Consider the following 17,755-nt stretch of genomic DNA (forward strand, 5'->3'; position numbering starts at 1 on the left):
AAAATTTGTTATCAAATAAATCTGGTTGTCAATAGCTCTTACTAAAAATTCCCATAGCATTAATTTGTTTAATACCATAAATATGTCATTTTATATATATATATATAGATATAGATATGCGTGTGTGTACCACCTATTTTGGATAACGTATTTACTTTTGTCTTTGGATGAACACACATAAAAATCCGATCTCAAAGGTTCAGTTTATATACCCACCTGTACAATGAAATCAGGATTAAGATGAGCAGGATCAAGATGCTTTCATGGAATGTAAATGGCCTTCGGGCAGCTTATAAAAAAGGATTTATGGAAATTTTCACAGCACATGGGCCAGATATTCTATGTCTGCAGGAAACAAAGGCACAGGAGGAACAGTTACCTTCCGCTCTGCGGCATGTGGATGGATATAAAGCATATTTTTCCTCCGCAGAGAAAAAAGGATATAGTGGAGTAGGCCTGTACACCAAACAAGAGCCGCTTGAAGTAAGATATGAACTTGGAAAGGCAAAGTTCGATACTGAGGGTAGAGTCATAGCCTCTGATTTTGGAGATTTCATACTCTTTAATGTATATTTCCCCAATGGCAAAGCCTCTAAGGAGCGGCTTGATTTCAAAATGGAATTCTATGATGCATTTCTCGATCATCTCGATGCCCTCAAAGCACAGGGCAAAAAAATCATAATTTGCGGTGATGTGAACACAGCACATAAGGAAATAGACCTGGCACGCCCAAAAGAGAATGAAAAAGTATCTGGTTTCCTGCCCCTGGAAAGAGCCTGGATAGGCAAATTAATAGATCATGGCTATCTGGATACGTTACGCATGTTCAGCGACCAGCCTGGCCAGTACACGTGGTGGGACATGAAAACAAAAGCAAGGGAAAGAAATGTGGGGTGGAGAATTGATTACTTCTTTGCCAGTGATAATCTGAAAGATAACATAATATCTGCCTTCATTCTGCCCGATATAATGGGTTCGGATCACTGTCCCATTGGTTTAGAACTTGAAATTTGAATACTTGTAATAGATGAAATGGCTCTGTTCAGGCAATTGCATTCAGAGCCAGATCTACAGCTTCCACAGGGTCATTTGCCTGAATTATACCATCAACTTCCCATTTGCATGCTATGGTAACGACCTGCTTGCCCATTTTGAGGGCCAGAGCGATCTCCGAAAGAGTACCATATTCTCCACCCACTGCTATCACAACATCAGAGGATGCGACAACTATGGCATTGCGTGCATGTCCCATATTGGTCACGATCTGGTAATCAATATACCGGTTAGCATCTTCACGGCTATTACCCGGCAGGATACCTATAGTGGTCCCTCCCTGCCGCTTAGCTCCGCGTGCGCAGGCTTCCATCACGCCCTCCAATCCTCCGCATATAAGAAGCACGCCGCGTATGGCAAGCTCACGGCCTATTTCTTCAGCGATCATCTCAGTCTTATTGTCACACACCCCGCCACCAATTACTCCTACCTGCATCTTTGCCATACATTACCCTCCATAGTGTTAGATGAATGTCAGATATATTCAGCCTGAACCTTAAGTATCTCCTTGCTGTCCTTAGCCATGGAATATTCCTCCAGTGGCTCACGGTTAACTTCCAGAAAAGTATGGCCCCAGTTGAACTTGGATAATATACTGGCAGCTTGTTCCTTATACCCCAGTATATAAAGAGAAGCAGCAAATGCTTCTACTGATGTAAGTTTGAACGGGCGGCCGAAGTTCACCGGATTGCCTGCAACAAGATACGGCAAAGCACGATGCTGCAGGTCAAGCACTAACAATTGAGGAAAGACTGCTTCTACATGTTCCCAGGAGCAGTCCAGTACAGTAAGCCCTTTTGTTATACTGTCAGCAGGAGAAAGAGCCTTTTCGGCCATAGGGTCAAGGAGAATGGAACCTCTGGGAATGGCATTCACCTTTTCCACAAGTCTTGCAAGCTTGAAGCGTACCATTTTTTTACCAGTGCATTTTTTAGGATCACACTGCCCTGCGTGATAAAGATATAGACGAACTTCTCTAGGTCTGCTTTTTTCCATACATTGGTGATGGACTTTCGTATATATAGCATGAGCGAGATTTAATAGCAATTATAATATAGTTATCTTTTTATATATTAGTTGCGTATTTTTCTTTATACTTTTAGGAGCAAAAATGAAAATAGAAAATAGGAGTTATGAAAAAGATGGCTGCCAAAATATATACGATAACCTCTGGAAAAGGAGGGACTGGCAAAAGCATATTTGCTGTCAATCTGGCAGCGGCACTTGCTGGACTTGCAAAAAAGACCCTGCTGATAGATGCTGACCTTTGCATGGCTGATATCGGTCTTATGTTGGGAATGGAGAACAGCAAGATCACACTACACGAAGTGCTGGCCGATGAAGCGAACGTAGCTGATGCACTATACGACGGGCCTAACGGACTTAGGGTTCTGCCCTGTAGCATCTCTTTAGAGGGGTTCAAAAAAGCAGACCCTTCCAGGATTAAGGATGTTATCAGCGAACTTACACCGAATTTTGAATTTATTATCATTGACACATCCACAGGCATAAATAGTGCAACAGCAGCCTCTATTGAAGTATGTGACGAGGTCTTGCTGGTCCTCACACCTGATATAACATCTATTGCCGATGGTTCTAAGATGAGAGCATTTGCAGCATTATTAGGTAAAGAAGTAACAGGAGTGATATTGAACAGAACTATGCCTGTACATGATGAAACGTACAGGGAGAAACTCATGATTTCCCTTGATCTTAAAGTACTTGAGGTATTACCCGAAGATGTGAGCATACCCGATTGTATTGCAGGTAAAAGCCCCGTAGTCACTAAATATCCTTATTGTGAGGTAGCTATTGCCATGAACAAGCTTGCAGCACTATTCTCTGGAATAAAGATGCCTGAACCTGAAGAAGGAAAGGGGCAAAAGAAGCAAAAGAATAAAAAGAAGCGCATTACAGGTGCAAAGCTACCCTTTTCCCAGTCCAAGAAATGAGAGGTCATATCATGGATCTTGCTGATGGAATCCGATATAATCGAAATTCAGATGAAGTTTCTCTTCATGTGTCGCAAGGAATAGATATAGCTCAAAAGAATTCTAAAACTGAGGAAATTATCGCCCTCCTCGCAGATATTAACAGTGATGTTGTTTCTGACGATAACATAAATAGCCTGAAAAAACGCATCGAAACCGACCATTCACAATTGATTAAGGGCTATAACATTAATTTTACTATAAATAATAACTGGGAACAAAAAATAAGAAGTGTCATTGCCAGCAAGGATCTGCATATAGAATGCGCCTCAAAAGTACAGGAAAAACAACAAATTCCTTTACACCAGCGCTTGATAACGCTTATTTCTAACAATCCTGAAGAGGAAGAAGAATACAATATCGCAGTACATGGTCCTATTGTAGATTTTGGTGTACCTGAAGGGAGCAATTTCAAAGAGATAGAAATGTACGCGGTAAATCCTCCATATGCTTATATAAGGATGGCATATGATCCGTTTGCGCATGAATACCAGTATCAAGTACTCGAACCCCTGCTTTCAGAAGAGGAAAAGAGACTTTTGGAAAATATAAAACAACGATTAATAGAAACCCTGGAACTCAACCTGAAGCAAAGTGATCACAAGAATGCTGAAAAATACCTGAGAAAGCATACAAAGAAATATCTTAGAGAATACAAGATAGACATCTCTGTCCGTAAAAAAGAAAGAGTGATGTATCACTTGATCCGGGATTTCCTTGGATTCGGAAGAATAGATGCTATCATGCGGGACATGCGACTTGAGGATGTATCATGTGATGGCCCCAACACTCCCATATATATCTACCACAAGGCCTACAATTCAGTGCCTACGAATGTGATTTTCTCAGATGATGATGAGCTTGATTCCTTTGCCATAAGGATAGCCCAGCTATGCGGAAGGCATATATCCATAGCAAATCCGCTTCTTGATGCAACAATGCCCGATGGATCACGCATTCAGATAACCCTTGGAAGGGAAGTCACTACCCGAGGAAGCACATTTACCATAAGGCGGTTCAATGAGAATCCTATCACTCCGGCAAATCTCGTAAATTTCCACACTTTCTCCACGGCAATGATGGCATATCTGTGGATGGCTGTGGACTCGAGCAAGAGCATCGTATTCGTGGGTGGTACTGCATCAGGTAAAACCACTGCAATGAATGCTGTATCTCTTTTTATCCAGCCTGAAATGAAGATCGTATCAATAGAAGATACAAGGGAACTTAATCTTTCACATCCCAACTGGATACCTGGCGTGACCAGAGAGTCCTTTGCAGGTGAAGAAAGAGGATCTATCCAGATGTATGAGCTTCTCAGGGCATCCCTGCGACAAAGGCCGGAATATATTCTTGTGGGTGAAGTACGTGGAGCAGAGGCTTATGTCCTTTTCCAGGCCATGTCCACAGGCCACACTACGTTCTCTACCATGCATGCCGATTCAGTACAGTCCGTAGTGCACAGGCTTGAAAATCCCCCTATCAATGTTCCAAGGATCATGATACAGGCTCTTGATATTGTTTCTATTCAAGCGCAGGTAAAAGTGAATAATGAGAGGGTAAGAAGATGCAAATCCCTTACAGAAATTGTGGGTGTGGACCCAAGAACGGGTGAATTGCTCACGAACGAAGTTTTCACCTGGGATGCGGCAAAGGATAATTTCCAGTATTCAGGTCGTTCATATATACTGGAAAGCATCATGGAGAACAGGGGATGGAACGAAGAGAAACTTAAGGATGAACTTAAGAAGAGACAGGACCTTCTTGAATGGGCACGTTTGAAAAAGATAAGTCACTACAAGGATTTTGCTAAACTTGTGGTGACATATGGCAGGGAACCTGAGACTATAATGAATATGGTAAGGCAGGACCGGAATGACTAATATTTATTTCAATGTAGCCTATGAGATGTTCGGAGAATATTATGAAAAACGAAGGCACGAATATTATGGTCTTCGTTTGAACATGCTCCGCAACCGAATGAGCATTGGTTACGATATGTACATGTCCGGTGCCGTACTTACCGCTTTTGTATGTATGTTCTTCCCACTTATTGCTGCAAACCTGGTCTTCTATTTTTTGGGAGTCCCTGATTTCACAGGCTCAAGGATCGGTGCTCCTCAATGGTTGTTCCAGTTCAGCGAGTACAAAACAGCAGCTATATGGCTGCTACTTAATGTTATCACAGGGATACTTGTTTTCAGTGCGGTGTACAAGACCTTTGTGATATATCCCGCTGTCATGGCTGGAGAAAGGAAGAGAGGAATAGAACGCATGCTTCCTTATGCCATTAATTACATGTCCTCAATGGCAGGAGCCGGAGTGCTGCCTTTGGACCTGTTCCGTTCTCTTGCTTCTAATAACATATACAGGGATGTGGCAGTAGAGGCAAGATACCTGGTACGGGATATCGAGGTACTGGGCCACAATCTTGTAACAGGGATGAGGAACCTTGCCCTTACAACACCTTCACCTTCTTTACAGGATTTCCTGCAGGGAGCTATTACTGTCATCACATCAGGGGGAGAACTGGAACCATATTTCAAGATAAAGACAGAGCAGTATCTCATAGAGAACAGACAAAAACAAAAAGAGTTCTTAGAGACTCTGGGGCTGCTGGGTGAAACCTATGTTACAGCTTTTGTTGCAGGCCCTTTGTTCATGATAGTGGTCATATCGATCATGGCAATAATGGGAGGAGCTGAAATGGTATTTTTATATCTGCTTATCTATGCGGTCATACCCTTTGGAAGCGCAATGTACATTTTACTTATAAGTAGCATGACGCCGGAGGCATGAAAATGGAATGGAAGAAGCTATTTAAAAATGACTTCCCAGTAAATCCAAATTTAGATGAGAGAACACTCCGTCACATGGAAGATGCTACCGTACGTGTCGGACTGGAAAATTCGCGTAAGAACGTCGTGTTGAAACAGTTCATAAAAGATCCGTACATGACGCTGTGTGCCTATCCGGACTATACGTTCATAATCACTACACCGGTTGCGCTGGTATTTCTCATAGCGGGTCTTATGCGAAACTGGCCAAATCCTATAATAGACGATGTGATCTTCTTCAGTGTCCTGATAGCTATATTCCCTGCTTCCATAATGTATCAGAAGAAGATGAAGCATATAACTAAAATAGAAGAATACCTGCCTACATTTCTGAGGGATATTTCAGAAATGAGCCGGGCGGGGCTTACTCTTTCCAGATCAGTAGCCACTGTGGCAAAAGGAGAGTACGGAGAACTTTCTCCAGAGATAAAAAAGATGAATGACCTCATGTCCTGGGGAGTCTCTTTTGAAAAGGCATTGCTCACTTTTGCACGCCGTATGAATACTGCTCTTATTGACAGGTCTGTTGCTTTGATCACTCAGGCTAGCAAGGCAGGAGGACGAGTTTCCCAGGTGCTGGAAGCTGCTGCCAGGGACTCTACTGAAGTGAAACAGATCGAGAGGGAAAGAAAGGGTAACATGATGGTCTATCTGGTGATCATCTACATGTCCTTCTTCGTGTTCCTCTTCGTTATAGCCATGCTTGCAATGACTTTTGTGCCCACTATGGCAACAGCAGGCCAGGCGGCCACAGATGCCGGAGCAGGCGGCCAGTTCATAGGTGCTTTCGATCCAGGCATGTTCATAAGGGTGATGTTCCATGCATCTCTTGTTCAGGGCTTCTTCAGCGGACTTGTAGCAGGGCAGATGGGAGAAGGAGCCATATCTGCGGGGCTGAAACATTCCATAGTACTATCGATGATAGCCTGGATCACATTCACCTTTTTTATCTGAGATGGCAGAAAGCTGTGAGGGCCTGGTCCCTCACTTCTTGAAAAAGATCGTGCCCATGGGCATCTATGCCAACTACGAGAGGACCAAAGTGTTCGACCTCAAGTTCCCATACGGCTTCAGGCATTCCTAATTGTGGCCAGTATACGGATCGAACATTTTTTATTGCCTCTGCAGCAAGCGCAGCACATCCTCCGGTATAGGCAAGATATACACACTTTCCCTTAAGTGCATCAGCCACTCCCTGCATACCGCCTTTTCCAATGAGGACACGAATAGCATGTCTTTCAAGCAACCTGGGAGTCATACCGGCCATTCTGGCGCTTGTGGTAGGACCGGCGGCAACTGCTTCCCATTTATCTTCATCTTCTTTGACCATCAGAGGACCACAGTGATATATAGCCGCACCTTCAAGCTCAAAGGGCAGTTCTTTACCTGCTTCATCTAATTTCAGAATATGAGCATGGGCTTCATCCCTGGCAGTGTATACAATGCCGCTTACGTACACAATATCTCCGGCATGCAGCTTTATTATATCATCTATTTGCAGGGGCGTGGTTAAGTCATACTTGCTCATGCCTTCCCTCCAGCACTACTTTTGCATGCCTGTTTGCCCAGCATTGAATGTTCACAGCTACGGGAAGAGATGCAGTGTGGCAGTGTGCCTGTTTTACATGTACGGCAAGAGCAGTTGTGGTACCACCCATGCCCATGGGACCAATTCCCAGAGAATTGATGCCCTTGAGCAGCTCAAGCTCAAAAGGATCCATGTATTTTATATCCGTCAGAAGAGCTTGCTTTGCAAGTCTTGCTGCCTTGTCAAAGGAACCACCGATCCCTACCCCCACAATGATAGGTGGACAAGGCATTCCACCTGCTTTAAGCACGGTCTCCAGCACGAATTCCCTGATCCTGGAAATCTCTGTGGGATTGAACATGCGCAGAGCGCTCATATTCTCAGAGCCAGCACCTTTGGGAGCTACAGTGATGCTAAGCTTGTTGCCTTCCACAAAACTGTAATTGATGTCCGGCAGACCGGCACCCGTATTATCCCCGCTGTTCTTCCGGGAAAGGGGAGATACGGCATTTGGCCGAAGAGGCACTTGAATTGTTGCACGGCGTACACCCTCGACAATAGCGCCTTCAAGATCAAAATCCAATGTAAGAGAACGACCGATATCTACAAAGAACACCATGATACCTGTGTCCTGACACATAGGTACCGATCGACTTTTGGCAAGTTCGATATTCTTTAAGATCGCCGCAAGCTGTGCTCTGGCAGTTTCAGATGTTTCCCGTTCATATGCATTCTCAATAGCATCAATGACATCAGGAGGCAGACAGATCTCTGCTTCTCTTATAATGTTCACTGTTGCCAAAACAACGTCATCATAAGTTACCATTCCTGTCAAAGAACCACTCCTGATAAGATGCGAAACCCTTTTTATCAATGTTACTGACATTTACTTTTTGTTAAGCTGGGCATAGACCGCTGCCGCGACTATTATGCAGCCATATAGTCCTAATTTGATAGTTTTGATTATCATTCCACCACTCACCCATTAAGCTAAGCTTGCAGACTATTATTGAGCTAAACTTTGTTTTTTGTAACGGGTACCACTTCTAGTCCCTCAGACAGAACTTCCCTCTGATGTTCAACTATATTAATATATCTCATGCTGATAATTGGAAATTATTGTCATGAGCTCACAAGGAAAATACAACTAAAACCAGGATCATATGGAATAAATAATGACCCACAACAGGAACAGACTGTATTTATAGGTGCGGGAGAAGGGATTCGAACCCCCGAACGCCTGCGCGAGTAGATCTTGAGTCTACCACCTTTGGCCGCTTGGTTACTCCCGCATTTTGGATTAAGATAGCAGTAATACAGGTATTAATTATAAATCTAACTGTTCATGAAGTATATAGCTAAACATGTTCAACGGAAGATTCATATCCTACATTTACTAAGTTCATCATTATTTAGCATGAAAGCTACTAAGAGATTATTGGATGCAACCAGATACATTTTGTTCTTAATTTTGATCGGTACTCTGGAAGTGGAGGCCATGAGCACTTTAGCTAAAAGGCTATTAAGAGATATATCTCCTTCCCGTGAACTAGCAATAGCTCTTGAGGATGCTGATCTGGAGTATGGGAACTGGATATGGTTAAAGGTACTTTCAATGTGAACAAAAGTTGGGCACATATGCTAGGATATGACTTGGAGGAAATAGAGCCTCACACATCTTTCTAGAACATATTGGCGCATCCAGATGTTTGCTGTGAATGGTACTGTTGTTCGGCGGGACACACTGGGAAATCACCTTAGGATCATTGGCACACAATTTGAGGTGGATCATGTAAAAGAAGCCGAGAAGAATATAGAGCATTCCGAGCCAAATTTAAGACATTGTTCCACAGTGCTAATGACCTGATCTTTATGCAGGATATGGATCTCAATCTGCTGGAAGTGAACCAGATAGCCTGCGAAAGACTTGGCTATACAAAGGAAGAACTGCTTTTACTCCGGCCAAAAGAACTAGAAACATCTGATTATTTACCCCTCATAAAGTCCAGGATGACAGCCAGAAAGACAAAGGCACCACTTATACACGTGTCTCTCGCATTAAAAAGAAAGACCATTGAGAGAAAAGAGTATATAGACCTCACTGACAATTAAAGACAAATAAGACAACACAATGCTATACTCTTTGTAGCATAGAATATCCTTTAATTCATATTATAAAAATCAGGCATTGTCAATATAGTGACCATTGCCAAATTGGAGAGTTTATTTGAACTGGACAACCGCTGGAATTGCATTGTTTCTCCTGTATTGGATACTTGTATCGTATCTGAACAGGAATGGTACCCTTGAGAGATATAATATCACAAATTATGGCCCGCTCTTGATGATCAGGACCACAAGGGGGCTTAAACTACTTGACAGGTTAGCAGTGCCTAAGAAAGCCTGGAGATTGTTTGCTGACGTTGGTATACGACTGATGTTCATAGGCATGTTAGCTATGTTGCTCATTGTGATAGTTTCCGATATTTCGATGCTTTCATCGCTGGGTGACAATACAATGCCAGAACCGAACAAGTTCAATGAAGCGCGCAACATATTCCTGATTCCCGGTGTCAATGAGTTCATTCCTTTTACATGGGGTTTAATAGCCCTTATTGTGACCCTGGTGGTGCATGAGTTTTCCCATGCTATTCTCTGCAGGGTAGAAAATATCCGGGTCAAATCAATGGGCATACTGCTTGCTCTTGTACCAGTTGGAGGGTTTGCAGAACCAGACGAAAAAGAACTTTTTGGTACTGAAACAACTGAAAAGGAAGATGAGGGACCAGTTGAAAGAACAAAATCCAAGGCTGCTACGCGTCAGCAAAGGGCACGCATCCTTTCAGCAGGTGTCATGGCAAATTTTGTTGTTGCACTTTTTGCCTTTAGCTTGTTCTTCGGCCCCGTGCTTGGTGCAATTGCACCAATTGGTAATGTAATGATCATGGATGCACAGGATGAGGCTTCCGCTGCCGGGCTGGAGTCACAGATGATCATCACCCAAATAAATGAAAAACCAGTTGAGAACATAGTGGGGATGCTTGAATATCTTGATACTTTCCCGGAAGGTGAAACTGTCAGATTATATGCTTCAAAGGATAGGGTTACCTCTGCCTATGATGTCAAGATAGGGGCTGCTGAAGAAGACATCAAGGGAGTTCTTATCCAGGACATAGTATCTGCATCTCCTGCAGAGGCTGCGGGTTTACAGAAAGGCATGAGGATAATGGAGATGGAAGGTGTTCCCATACGAACTGTTTATGACTTCCGTTATTTCATGAACACCACATCTGCAGGTCAGCCTATAACACTGGTGCTTGCTGACAACACATCCGCAGAACGTGAGTTAACACTTGAGCTTGCATCTCATCCTGACGAAGGTAATGACAAGGGTTTTTTGGGAGTATTTACCAGTCAGGATGAAAATGTGGCGACAAGTCTTGGGATCACAGTGGGAGAATTCCCTGCAACGACCTATATCTCTTTGCTCCAGAGTATCCCTGAAATGCTAAAAGGAATAGCTGGCTGGCTGATCCTGCTGGGTTTGCCTATTGTTGGTTTTGCCGGAGAGGGTTTCCCCGGATTCAGTGGGATGCTCGCCAACTTCTATGCTCCTGCAGGATGGGCCGAACCCCTGGGAATCGGTATATTCTGGATCGCTAACTCTTTATTATGGATAGGCTGGCTTAACTTCTATGTGGGCCTGTTCAATTGCCTGCCTGCAGTACCTCTTGACGGAGGACATGTATTCAAAGATTACACAAAGGCTTTTATTTACAGGCTGACAAAGAATGAAGAGAAGTCACTTCGCCTTTCAGCAGCTGTAACTGCCACATTTGCTGTGCTGATATTCATGTCCTTTGTATTCATGATATTCGTACCGTATTTAGTGCATGGGTTCTGATGGCAGATACAATGGAATGCAACGATGCATGAACATGTATTTATACCGTATTGCAGTTGCCAAGAACATTGCATCCTTTTTTCCCATCACCTGTAATCTAATTCAGGATCGTTGGAGATCTGCCCGGTGCAAGGTAAAGATGAACAGGTTCAATAAACAGTATCTAAAAAACTAAGATGATGATATCATGGAGTTTCTGTTATTTGCAGTAATGGTCTTTTTTTTGTCTATGCTGTTCTCCATGATAGGCCTTGGAGGCGCCATAGTGTATGTACCTCTTTTTTATTGGTCAGGATTCGACCTGCTCAGTGCCATACCTATGGGCTTGTTGTTGAATACAGTGACATCGGCATCTGCAGCCGTGACATATCTGCGAAAGGGACTTGTAAAACTGCCTGTCGCGATCCCGTTTATTATCATCTCCATGATAGCTGCGCCTGTAGGTGCTTATTGTACACATTTGGTACCTGTTAATATACTGCTTGGGATATTCAGTATCATTATGGTACTGATAGGAACTCAGATGTTGGTCCCTGAAAAAAAGTTTTTTCCAGCAACTGGGAACCAAGAGAACATAAGTTCTTTTCCTCTGATCCTCACCTCGGGGTCCATAGTAGGTTTTGCCGGTGGTTTGCTGGGAATTGGCGGGGGTTCACTGGTAATGCCATTGCTGATCTATATGGGATACGCTGTTAAAACAGCTGCGGCTACTTCCGGCCTTATTGTTTTGTTCACTTCCTTTGCCGGATTGATCGCACACCTCACTTCGTGGCAGCCGGATATGGAACTTGTGAGTTATATTACGATCGCGGCTTTTTTAGGTGCACAGGTGGGTTCCTACCTCATGCATACCAGAATGCAGCCGCAGACCTTAAGGAAAATGGTTGGTATGGTGCTGTGGATTATGGCCGTGAGAATGATAGCAGGCCTGTTTGGAATTCTTTCTGATGGAAACCTTTAAGAATCTGATCGTAATCAGATGTTCCATAGTGGGCTCGTAGGGTAGCCAGGATATCCTAATGGGCTTCGAAACCCATGGTGAAGACACCCATTGACTCGCGTTCGAATCGCGGCGGGCCCGCTTGATTTATTAAGTTCATTGACAAAGCGGTAGCTTTCCGTAGTAGTATATATGGCCGCCATCACCATCTGCTCTGAATGTAAATACTAGAGGCTGGACCTGCACTCCTTCTTTGAGAGCATGGTTAAAAGCAGCAGCGAAATCCGGATCTATGTTCTCATGTGCTGTGAAACATTGTGCCTCCTGCCGGAAAACCAATACCATCATCATAGCTTTATCTCCGGCTTGCACGGCTTTTATGAGTTCCTCGACATGCCTTCTTCCGCGTGTCGTGGGAGCATCTGGGAACATCGCCCTACCATTTTCGGCAAGAGTGCATCCTTTTACTTCGATCCATGTTCTGCGCCCTGCTTCCTCAAGCAGGTAATCCAGCCTGCTTTCCCCGAAGACCTGCTCAGGCAGGATCTTCTCGGTATTTGCTAGGCTCTCTATTATTTTATTTTCCAGAACCCACATGGAAATCTGTCTGTGATACCCGGAATGAGTAAGAACGAAGTCATCTCCTGCTTTGCCAGCTATGAGGTCCCACTCTGTTTTTCTCTTTTTTCCGCTGGCTTTTTTCAGAAGCAATTTGTTGCCGGGATACAGTAGATCCGTAAGTCTTCCGGGATCATGGACATGTACTTTTTCACATTTTGATCCTAAAGGAGTGGCAATGTCCACTATTGCCAAAAACCTGTTGGGTCTGGAAACCAGGGTCCCCTCTGCATCAAGGGGAATGTCAAGAACATGTCTTGAAACTTGTGTCATGTTCATTTCTCTTATTGACATTTCTTTTATGTATAGGGTAACAGGAATTAGATCTCCGGGCTTTGCCGGTGTTACAGACTTGCATACACAATTAAAAACCTGTATAATCCGACATTTCATCCATGAATCTTTCCAATATAACCTCTGGACATATGTCTATAACAGGAACCTGTGCATTTCCGGGCTGCACTTTGACCACTATGACGCCACTTTTCACTTCTTCAAGTAACCGTATAAGACTTTCCGGATCGTCTGCATCATATACTTCTTTGATCCCTACTCCCTTGGCCACAGCTGCAAGGTCAGTGTACATTGAAGTGGCCGTAGGTTCATCACCTGTGGAGCCGTATGTGCCATTGTCTATTATTGTCAGCAGATAGTTTTCCGGGTGCTGGCTTGCTATGGTTGCAAGACTGCCGAGGTTCATAAGCATGGAGCCATCACCTTCGATAGTTATCACACGTCTTTGAGGCTGCGCAAGGGACAAGCCCAAGCCAATGGATGAAGCAAGTCCCATAGAACCCAGCATGTAGAAGTTGCGCTGCGTATCACATAAGTAATACAGTTCCTTAGAGGGTATGCCAATATTGCTTATCAGCAGTGCTCCATCCTTTTTGGCTTTATCTGCAATGACCTTGATAGCATCCAGACGTATCATCATAATCTCCAGAAACCTATCTTTAACAGCACAGCCACAGGGCTTTTCTTTTCCAGGGATGTTGTCATTGCTTGAACGATCATGTTTTCAGCTTCCTGTTTTGAAGCTGGCACAAAAAAGGGGATAGCCATTGTTCTCAGCAAACCCGGAGTGAGCACGCCCATAGGCACCTGTGCACAGACAGGTTCCCCTTCCACACCCCTGTGGCTCACGATCATGAGCAGGGGTATGCCGTACAGTTCGTTAAGGGAAGCAAGGGCATTAATGGAATTTCCAAGACCGGAATTCTGCATCAGCATTGCGGTGCTTTTTCCACCCATATATGCGCCTGCACATACTCCTACACCTTCTTCTTCTCTCGTGACAGCCACATGGATGATATCCGGGTCCTTGTCGACCATTAATATGAGGTCCTTCAGGTTCACACAGGGCACGCTGACCACAAAGTCGATACCTGCTTTTTTAATGCCTTGCAGCACTGCCATTGACGGATTATTGTCCATCCTGTATCCTCATTGTTACTGCTTCTTCACCACACTTTAAGGTCAATGGCCTCTATGCGAAGCCTGCGACCCTCTACAGATACCACGATGCCGGAATGCACCTTCTGCATCATACAGTGTTCCGGCAGAAACTTAACTGTCTGGCACATCGAAGGGACCTTGCCTTTTATAACAATGCCTTCAAAAGCGAGGATCATGCATAGACCTGCATCCTTAAAAGAAAAATCGTTCTTTCCAAGCCTGTGCAAAGGTCCTACTATGTGCACAGTGAATATACCCGGGGATCTGTCTATCACTTTAGCAAAGTGAGTGACCGGACAGCCTAATGGCCTATAGCGTAATATATCCCCGATCTCTATCTCAAGAGATCCATCCAGGGGATGAATATCCTCCCTGCAGGAGCATTCGCTGTGGAGCGGACCAAGTGAAAAATCAGCTCTAAGGCCATCAATGATGCCAGTTACTTTATCTTCGTTCTTTTCCTGACCTACAAGCCCCTTTAACTGCTCCAGGTTTGTTCTGAACATCTCTCTTTCAAGGAAAGGGCACCGCATCAGGCTTGATTCATCTGTGATCTGTGCTGCAAAATCCCTGCATTGCTTAAAACCACAGCTTCCACAATTATATCCGGGCAGGAGCGACAGTATCTTGTTCACCGTTCACTCTCCCCTGTATTCCATACAACCGTCAAGGCTGCGCAAAACTCCCATGTGGTGTTTGCGTGCCACTCTCATCTCACCGGTACACAAAGAACAAATTGCAAGAGGAGGATTATATCGTAATTTCATCCCGGTCCCTGTATCAGGGGAAGCACGTATCAGCTCAGCAAGCTCAAAAGAGCCTTTCCCTGTAAGTCCGTTAGCTTCCACAATACTGCATCCGGGATTCACATCCAGGACCCTTTCCCTGAACACTTCCCGCTCTGCCTGGGAAACCACATCTCCTTTTGTCATGACCACCACGTCTGCGGTTGTGAGGAGCGGGCCGACCTTAAGGGGAGTGTTAGGACCGGTAGTCACATCGATGACACAAACAGCAAGGCAATCATCAGGATAGGGAGCACATCGCAGGCAAAGGCCCGCAGTTTCGTTTAGGAGCATGTCAGAACCCTTGGATGCTGCCCATCTCAGCATTTCTTCGGTGTTGTAGATCGTAAAATGGTCAGGACACATATCCTTGGCAAGTCCCACCTGCACAGGTATCCCAAGCTTCTGGAACCTCTGGTCATCATCTGTCCACAGACAGTCGATCTTGACCACTGCCGGGGAATTTCTCAGGGATACAAGAGCTTTGATCGTGTGAAGCAATACAGAAGTTTTTCCTGACCCGGGAGTGCCTGCAATTACAACAAGTTTCATACCGTACCCTCAACAATGTCTCCCCTGCGGATGGTTTCTCTGAGAGAGAGCAGCCAGTTATCCACTTCAGCTATCTTGCAACAAACATGTTGTTCCCGTGAGCTTGTAGTAATAACATCCACCATGCCGCCATTTTTCATCACTATCCTGCGGGTGGCCATGAGTGCCAGTACAGGATCGTGGGTCACAACTATCACTATCTTGCCCTCACATGCAAGCAGTTCCAAAGCTTCCTGTTTTCTGATCCCTGCATTTTCTATCTCATCGATGAGCACCACAGGAGAATCACTGATAACAGCAATGTCAGCTGTCATGAGAGAACGGGACTGGCCGCCGCTAAGTGCAGTAAGATGGTGATGTAGGGCTATGGGTTCCCCGGTAAGAGTATTGGCAAGTTCCAAAACACGGTGCACAAGTCCTGGTCCCTTCCCTCTGCTTCTTGCATGCATTATAAGGAAATCCTCTACTGTCATATCAGCCAGAAAGTGCATTTTCTGCGAGAGTTGAGCCACCAGTTTAAGCCGTGGGTCCACTCTGATCGAAGTGTCCGGTACTTCGCCATTAATAAGTATATGCCTGCCTGAAGAAGTATCTCCCCGGGCAAGCTGTTCAATATCATCGATAAGAGTGCTTTTTCCCGAACCAGTGGGACCCACTATGCCGATTATCTCACCTTTGTTAACTTCTATTCTGTCAATAGACTCCGTAATTCCGTCCTTGTTGACGCCACCCAGAATAGTCAGTGTTATTACATCCCTCATATTCCTACCTCTTAAACTTCTCAGAAACTTTTCCTACTATCTTCAACTCTGCTTCCGGGTCATGGGCCGAGACCCTCATGTCAGGAACAAGGTTATACAAATTATAGTCCCTGTGCAGTCTTTCCATCCCCCCGCCTGTTATATTAAGCACTATACTGTCATTGCGATCTATGAACTTCTTTTCCACAGCTCGCATAAGAGCGGCAACTGCAACTGCAGCAGCCGGATTAATGTCAATGCCTTCAAGTTCTTCGAACAACTGTCGTGCATTTGCTGCAGCAGCATTATCGATGCCATACATCCTGCCTCCTGTGGCTTGTAGGGCATCCCTCACACCTCCAACAACAGAATACGGAGGTTTCCTGTTGAATAGGACATCAGCGTACATATCCTTCGGACATTTCCTATCCACTATACTTTGATCTGCAACGTTATTTGCCCACAAACTGATAAGGGGGGCACATGGCAAATTCTGTGCCAGGTGTAGTTGTGGCAATACATTCCCAAAACGTCCGTCCTGGATAAGCCTCAGGGATGCTTCCCAGGAGGAAATGCCACCAGTCCCGCTCCCCACAGCCTGAAAATAATGCATGGGCAATTTTCCTATAGTAAGTACTGCATCCAGCATCACTGTACCCATGCCATCCCTGCGTGCAACGTTCTTTGCTCCCCCTTCACTAACAAACATCTCTCTTGATGCCACTTTGTTGGCAAGTTCGATGGCATTGTAATAATCTCCCTCTACAGTTACCAGGCATATTGAAGATGTATCTTCATGCAAGGTCCAGAGACGATGAACACTGTTCTGCGGGACTACAAGCAACAACGGCTGTCTTGTAATACTGCATACGTGTGCAAAAGCACGGGCAGTGTTCCCTGCTGAAGCGACGGCCATGATCCTTCTATCCTGTCTTTCCAGCAATCTCTGCATTGTAGGGAAGGCTTCCAGGTCTTTGAAAGTACAGGTCATCATGGAAGCATTCTTCTCTGGCCAATATCCGTTAAAAGCTATATACAGGTCAGAAAGACCAAGTTCTCTGGCAAAAGCTTCACTTTTATATGTCACCGTCTTGCCGGTACCTTCACCGATAATACCGTCCACTGGAAGCCAATCATAGAATTCCCAGATCCCAGGTATGTTCCTGGGTATCAGCTGTGATGCCCCATAAAAAGTGCGTAAAAGTGCATCATGTCCTTTACTGCATATCAAAGACATTGGATCTTGCATCTCTCCGCATGTTGGACATCTTACAGAATACTTATGCATAAGGCCAACTTGGTAATGCCTGATAAATATGTTTCCTTGGATGGAAGTATATTTGCCTTACTGA

Annotated in this window: 21 protein-coding genes and 2 tRNA genes; 11 read left to right on the plus strand and 12 right to left on the minus strand. The window is 44.6% G+C overall.

The features are described from left to right. Positions 1-240 precede the first annotated feature (240 nt). Complete coding sequence (locus METHO_RS08350; protein ID WP_048831118.1) at positions 241-1,014, plus strand: exodeoxyribonuclease III; 774 nt, start codon at positions 241-243, stop codon at positions 1,012-1,014. A gap of 28 nt (positions 1,015-1,042) precedes the next feature. Here the strand turns inward: METHO_RS08350 and METHO_RS08355 are convergent, their stop codons facing one another. Together METHO_RS08355 and METHO_RS08360 are read right to left on the minus strand one after the other, a co-directional pair. Continuing rightward, on the minus strand, positions 1,043-1,498 hold the full coding sequence (locus METHO_RS08355; protein WP_015325097.1) for a TIGR00725 family protein: 456 nt from the start codon (positions 1,496-1,498) through the stop codon (positions 1,043-1,045). Between the two features lie 29 nt (positions 1,499-1,527). Then, the gene (locus tag METHO_RS08360; protein ID WP_015325098.1) at positions 1,528-2,049 is read right to left on the minus strand and encodes a DUF367 family protein; all 522 of its coding nucleotides are present in this window, start codon (positions 2,047-2,049) and stop codon (positions 1,528-1,530) included. A 137-nt stretch (positions 2,050-2,186) separates the two neighbouring features. On the opposite strand from METHO_RS08360, the gene minD reads away from it, so the two are divergent. The 4 genes from minD to METHO_RS08380 are packed head-to-tail and all read left to right on the plus strand — an operon-like array spanning position 2,187 to position 6,835. After that, the gene (minD, locus tag METHO_RS08365; RefSeq protein ID WP_048831119.1) at positions 2,187-3,005 is read left to right on the plus strand and encodes a cell division ATPase MinD; all 819 of its coding nucleotides are present in this window, start codon (positions 2,187-2,189) and stop codon (positions 3,003-3,005) included. Positions 3,006-3,016: 11 nt separating this feature from the next. Next, complete coding sequence (locus METHO_RS08370) at positions 3,017-4,927, plus strand: type II/IV secretion system ATPase subunit (RefSeq protein ID WP_015325100.1); 1,911 nt, start codon at positions 3,017-3,019, stop codon at positions 4,925-4,927. Beyond that, positions 4,920-5,843, plus strand: coding sequence for a type II secretion system F family protein (locus METHO_RS08375; protein ID WP_015325101.1), 924 nt, complete (start codon positions 4,920-4,922; stop codon positions 5,841-5,843). Before METHO_RS08370 ends, METHO_RS08375 begins: the two co-directional genes overlap by 8 nt. A gap of 2 nt (positions 5,844-5,845) precedes the next feature. Beyond that, on the plus strand, positions 5,846-6,835 hold the full coding sequence (locus METHO_RS08380) for a type II secretion system F family protein (RefSeq protein WP_245546266.1): 990 nt from the start codon (positions 5,846-5,848) through the stop codon (positions 6,833-6,835). On the opposite strand, the gene METHO_RS08385 is transcribed toward METHO_RS08380, so the two are convergent. The 3 genes from METHO_RS08385 to METHO_RS08395 all read right to left on the minus strand — a co-directional run bounded on the left by METHO_RS08385 (position 6,828) and on the right by METHO_RS08395 (position 8,701). Beyond that, a complete protein-coding gene (locus METHO_RS08385; RefSeq protein WP_015325103.1) occupies positions 6,828-7,409 on the minus strand; it encodes a FumA C-terminus/TtdB family hydratase beta subunit in 582 nt (193 codons plus the stop codon). The genes METHO_RS08380 and METHO_RS08385 overlap by 8 nt on opposite strands. Next, complete coding sequence (locus METHO_RS08390; RefSeq protein WP_015325104.1) at positions 7,396-8,244, minus strand: fumarate hydratase; 849 nt, start codon at positions 8,242-8,244, stop codon at positions 7,396-7,398. The genes METHO_RS08385 and METHO_RS08390 overlap by 14 nt, the downstream gene beginning before the upstream one ends. Before the next feature lie 374 nt (positions 8,245-8,618). Beyond that, positions 8,619-8,701 (minus strand) — tRNA-Leu (locus tag METHO_RS08395). A gap of 125 nt (positions 8,702-8,826) precedes the next feature. Between METHO_RS08395 and METHO_RS08400 the strand changes: the two genes are divergently transcribed. From METHO_RS08400 to METHO_RS08420, 6 genes are all read left to right on the plus strand, one after another. Continuing rightward, the gene (locus METHO_RS08400; protein WP_156811083.1) at positions 8,827-9,030 is read left to right on the plus strand and encodes a hypothetical protein; all 204 of its coding nucleotides are present in this window, start codon (positions 8,827-8,829) and stop codon (positions 9,028-9,030) included. 84 nt (positions 9,031-9,114) lie between these two features. Further along, positions 9,115-9,276, plus strand: a complete 162-nt coding sequence (locus METHO_RS13730; RefSeq protein WP_156811085.1) for a hypothetical protein — start codon at positions 9,115-9,117, stop codon at positions 9,274-9,276. Next, positions 9,252-9,521, plus strand: coding sequence for a PAS domain S-box protein (locus METHO_RS08405; RefSeq protein ID WP_048831123.1), 270 nt, complete (start codon positions 9,252-9,254; stop codon positions 9,519-9,521). Before METHO_RS13730 ends, METHO_RS08405 begins: the two co-directional genes overlap by 25 nt. A 115-nt stretch (positions 9,522-9,636) precedes the next feature. Beyond that, the gene (locus tag METHO_RS08410; RefSeq protein WP_015325105.1) at positions 9,637-11,313 is read left to right on the plus strand and encodes a site-2 protease family protein; all 1,677 of its coding nucleotides are present in this window, start codon (positions 9,637-9,639) and stop codon (positions 11,311-11,313) included. A 187-nt stretch (positions 11,314-11,500) separates the two neighbouring features. Further along, positions 11,501-12,274 carry a sulfite exporter TauE/SafE family protein gene (locus tag METHO_RS08415; RefSeq protein WP_015325106.1) on the plus strand — a complete coding sequence of 258 codons (774 nt, stop codon included), beginning with the start codon at positions 11,501-11,503 and terminating at the stop codon, positions 12,272-12,274. Positions 12,275-12,304: 30 nt separating this feature from the next. After that, a tRNA-Arg gene (locus tag METHO_RS08420) sits at positions 12,305-12,394 on the plus strand. 15 nt (positions 12,395-12,409) lie between these two features. On the opposite strand, the gene sfsA is transcribed toward METHO_RS08420, so the two are convergent. The 7 genes from sfsA to METHO_RS08455 all read right to left on the minus strand — a co-directional run bounded on the left by sfsA (position 12,410) and on the right by METHO_RS08455 (position 17,691). Then, a complete protein-coding gene (gene sfsA, locus METHO_RS08425; protein ID WP_245546267.1) occupies positions 12,410-13,165 on the minus strand; it encodes a DNA/RNA nuclease SfsA in 756 nt (251 codons plus the stop codon). A 70-nt stretch (positions 13,166-13,235) separates the two neighbouring features. Next, complete coding sequence (gene comE, locus METHO_RS08430) at positions 13,236-13,805, minus strand: sulfopyruvate decarboxylase subunit beta (protein ID WP_245546268.1); 570 nt, start codon at positions 13,803-13,805, stop codon at positions 13,236-13,238. After that, on the minus strand, positions 13,802-14,305 hold the full coding sequence (comD, locus tag METHO_RS08435; protein WP_015325109.1) for a sulfopyruvate decarboxylase subunit alpha: 504 nt from the start codon (positions 14,303-14,305) through the stop codon (positions 13,802-13,804). The genes comE and comD overlap by 4 nt, the downstream gene beginning before the upstream one ends. Before the next feature lie 26 nt (positions 14,306-14,331). Continuing rightward, on the minus strand, positions 14,332-14,961 hold the full coding sequence (locus METHO_RS08440; protein ID WP_015325110.1) for a (Fe-S)-binding protein: 630 nt from the start codon (positions 14,959-14,961) through the stop codon (positions 14,332-14,334). A 3-nt stretch (positions 14,962-14,964) separates the two neighbouring features. After that, positions 14,965-15,663 carry a GTP-binding protein gene (locus tag METHO_RS08445; RefSeq protein WP_015325111.1) on the minus strand — a complete coding sequence of 233 codons (699 nt, stop codon included), beginning with the start codon at positions 15,661-15,663 and terminating at the stop codon, positions 14,965-14,967. Further along, positions 15,660-16,424 (minus strand): ATP-binding cassette domain-containing protein, encoded by a 765-nt coding sequence (locus METHO_RS08450; RefSeq protein ID WP_015325112.1) that lies wholly within the window; start codon positions 16,422-16,424, stop codon positions 15,660-15,662. The genes METHO_RS08445 and METHO_RS08450 overlap by 4 nt, the downstream gene beginning before the upstream one ends. A 4-nt stretch (positions 16,425-16,428) precedes the next feature. After that, a complete protein-coding gene (locus tag METHO_RS08455; protein ID WP_015325113.1) occupies positions 16,429-17,691 on the minus strand; it encodes a cysteate synthase in 1,263 nt (420 codons plus the stop codon). Positions 17,692-17,755: the final 64 nt, after the last annotated feature.

The sequence above is a fragment of the Methanomethylovorans hollandica DSM 15978 genome (assembly GCF_000328665.1).
In the GTDB taxonomy this organism is placed as follows: Archaea; Halobacteriota; Methanosarcinia; order Methanosarcinales; family Methanosarcinaceae; genus Methanomethylovorans; species Methanomethylovorans hollandica.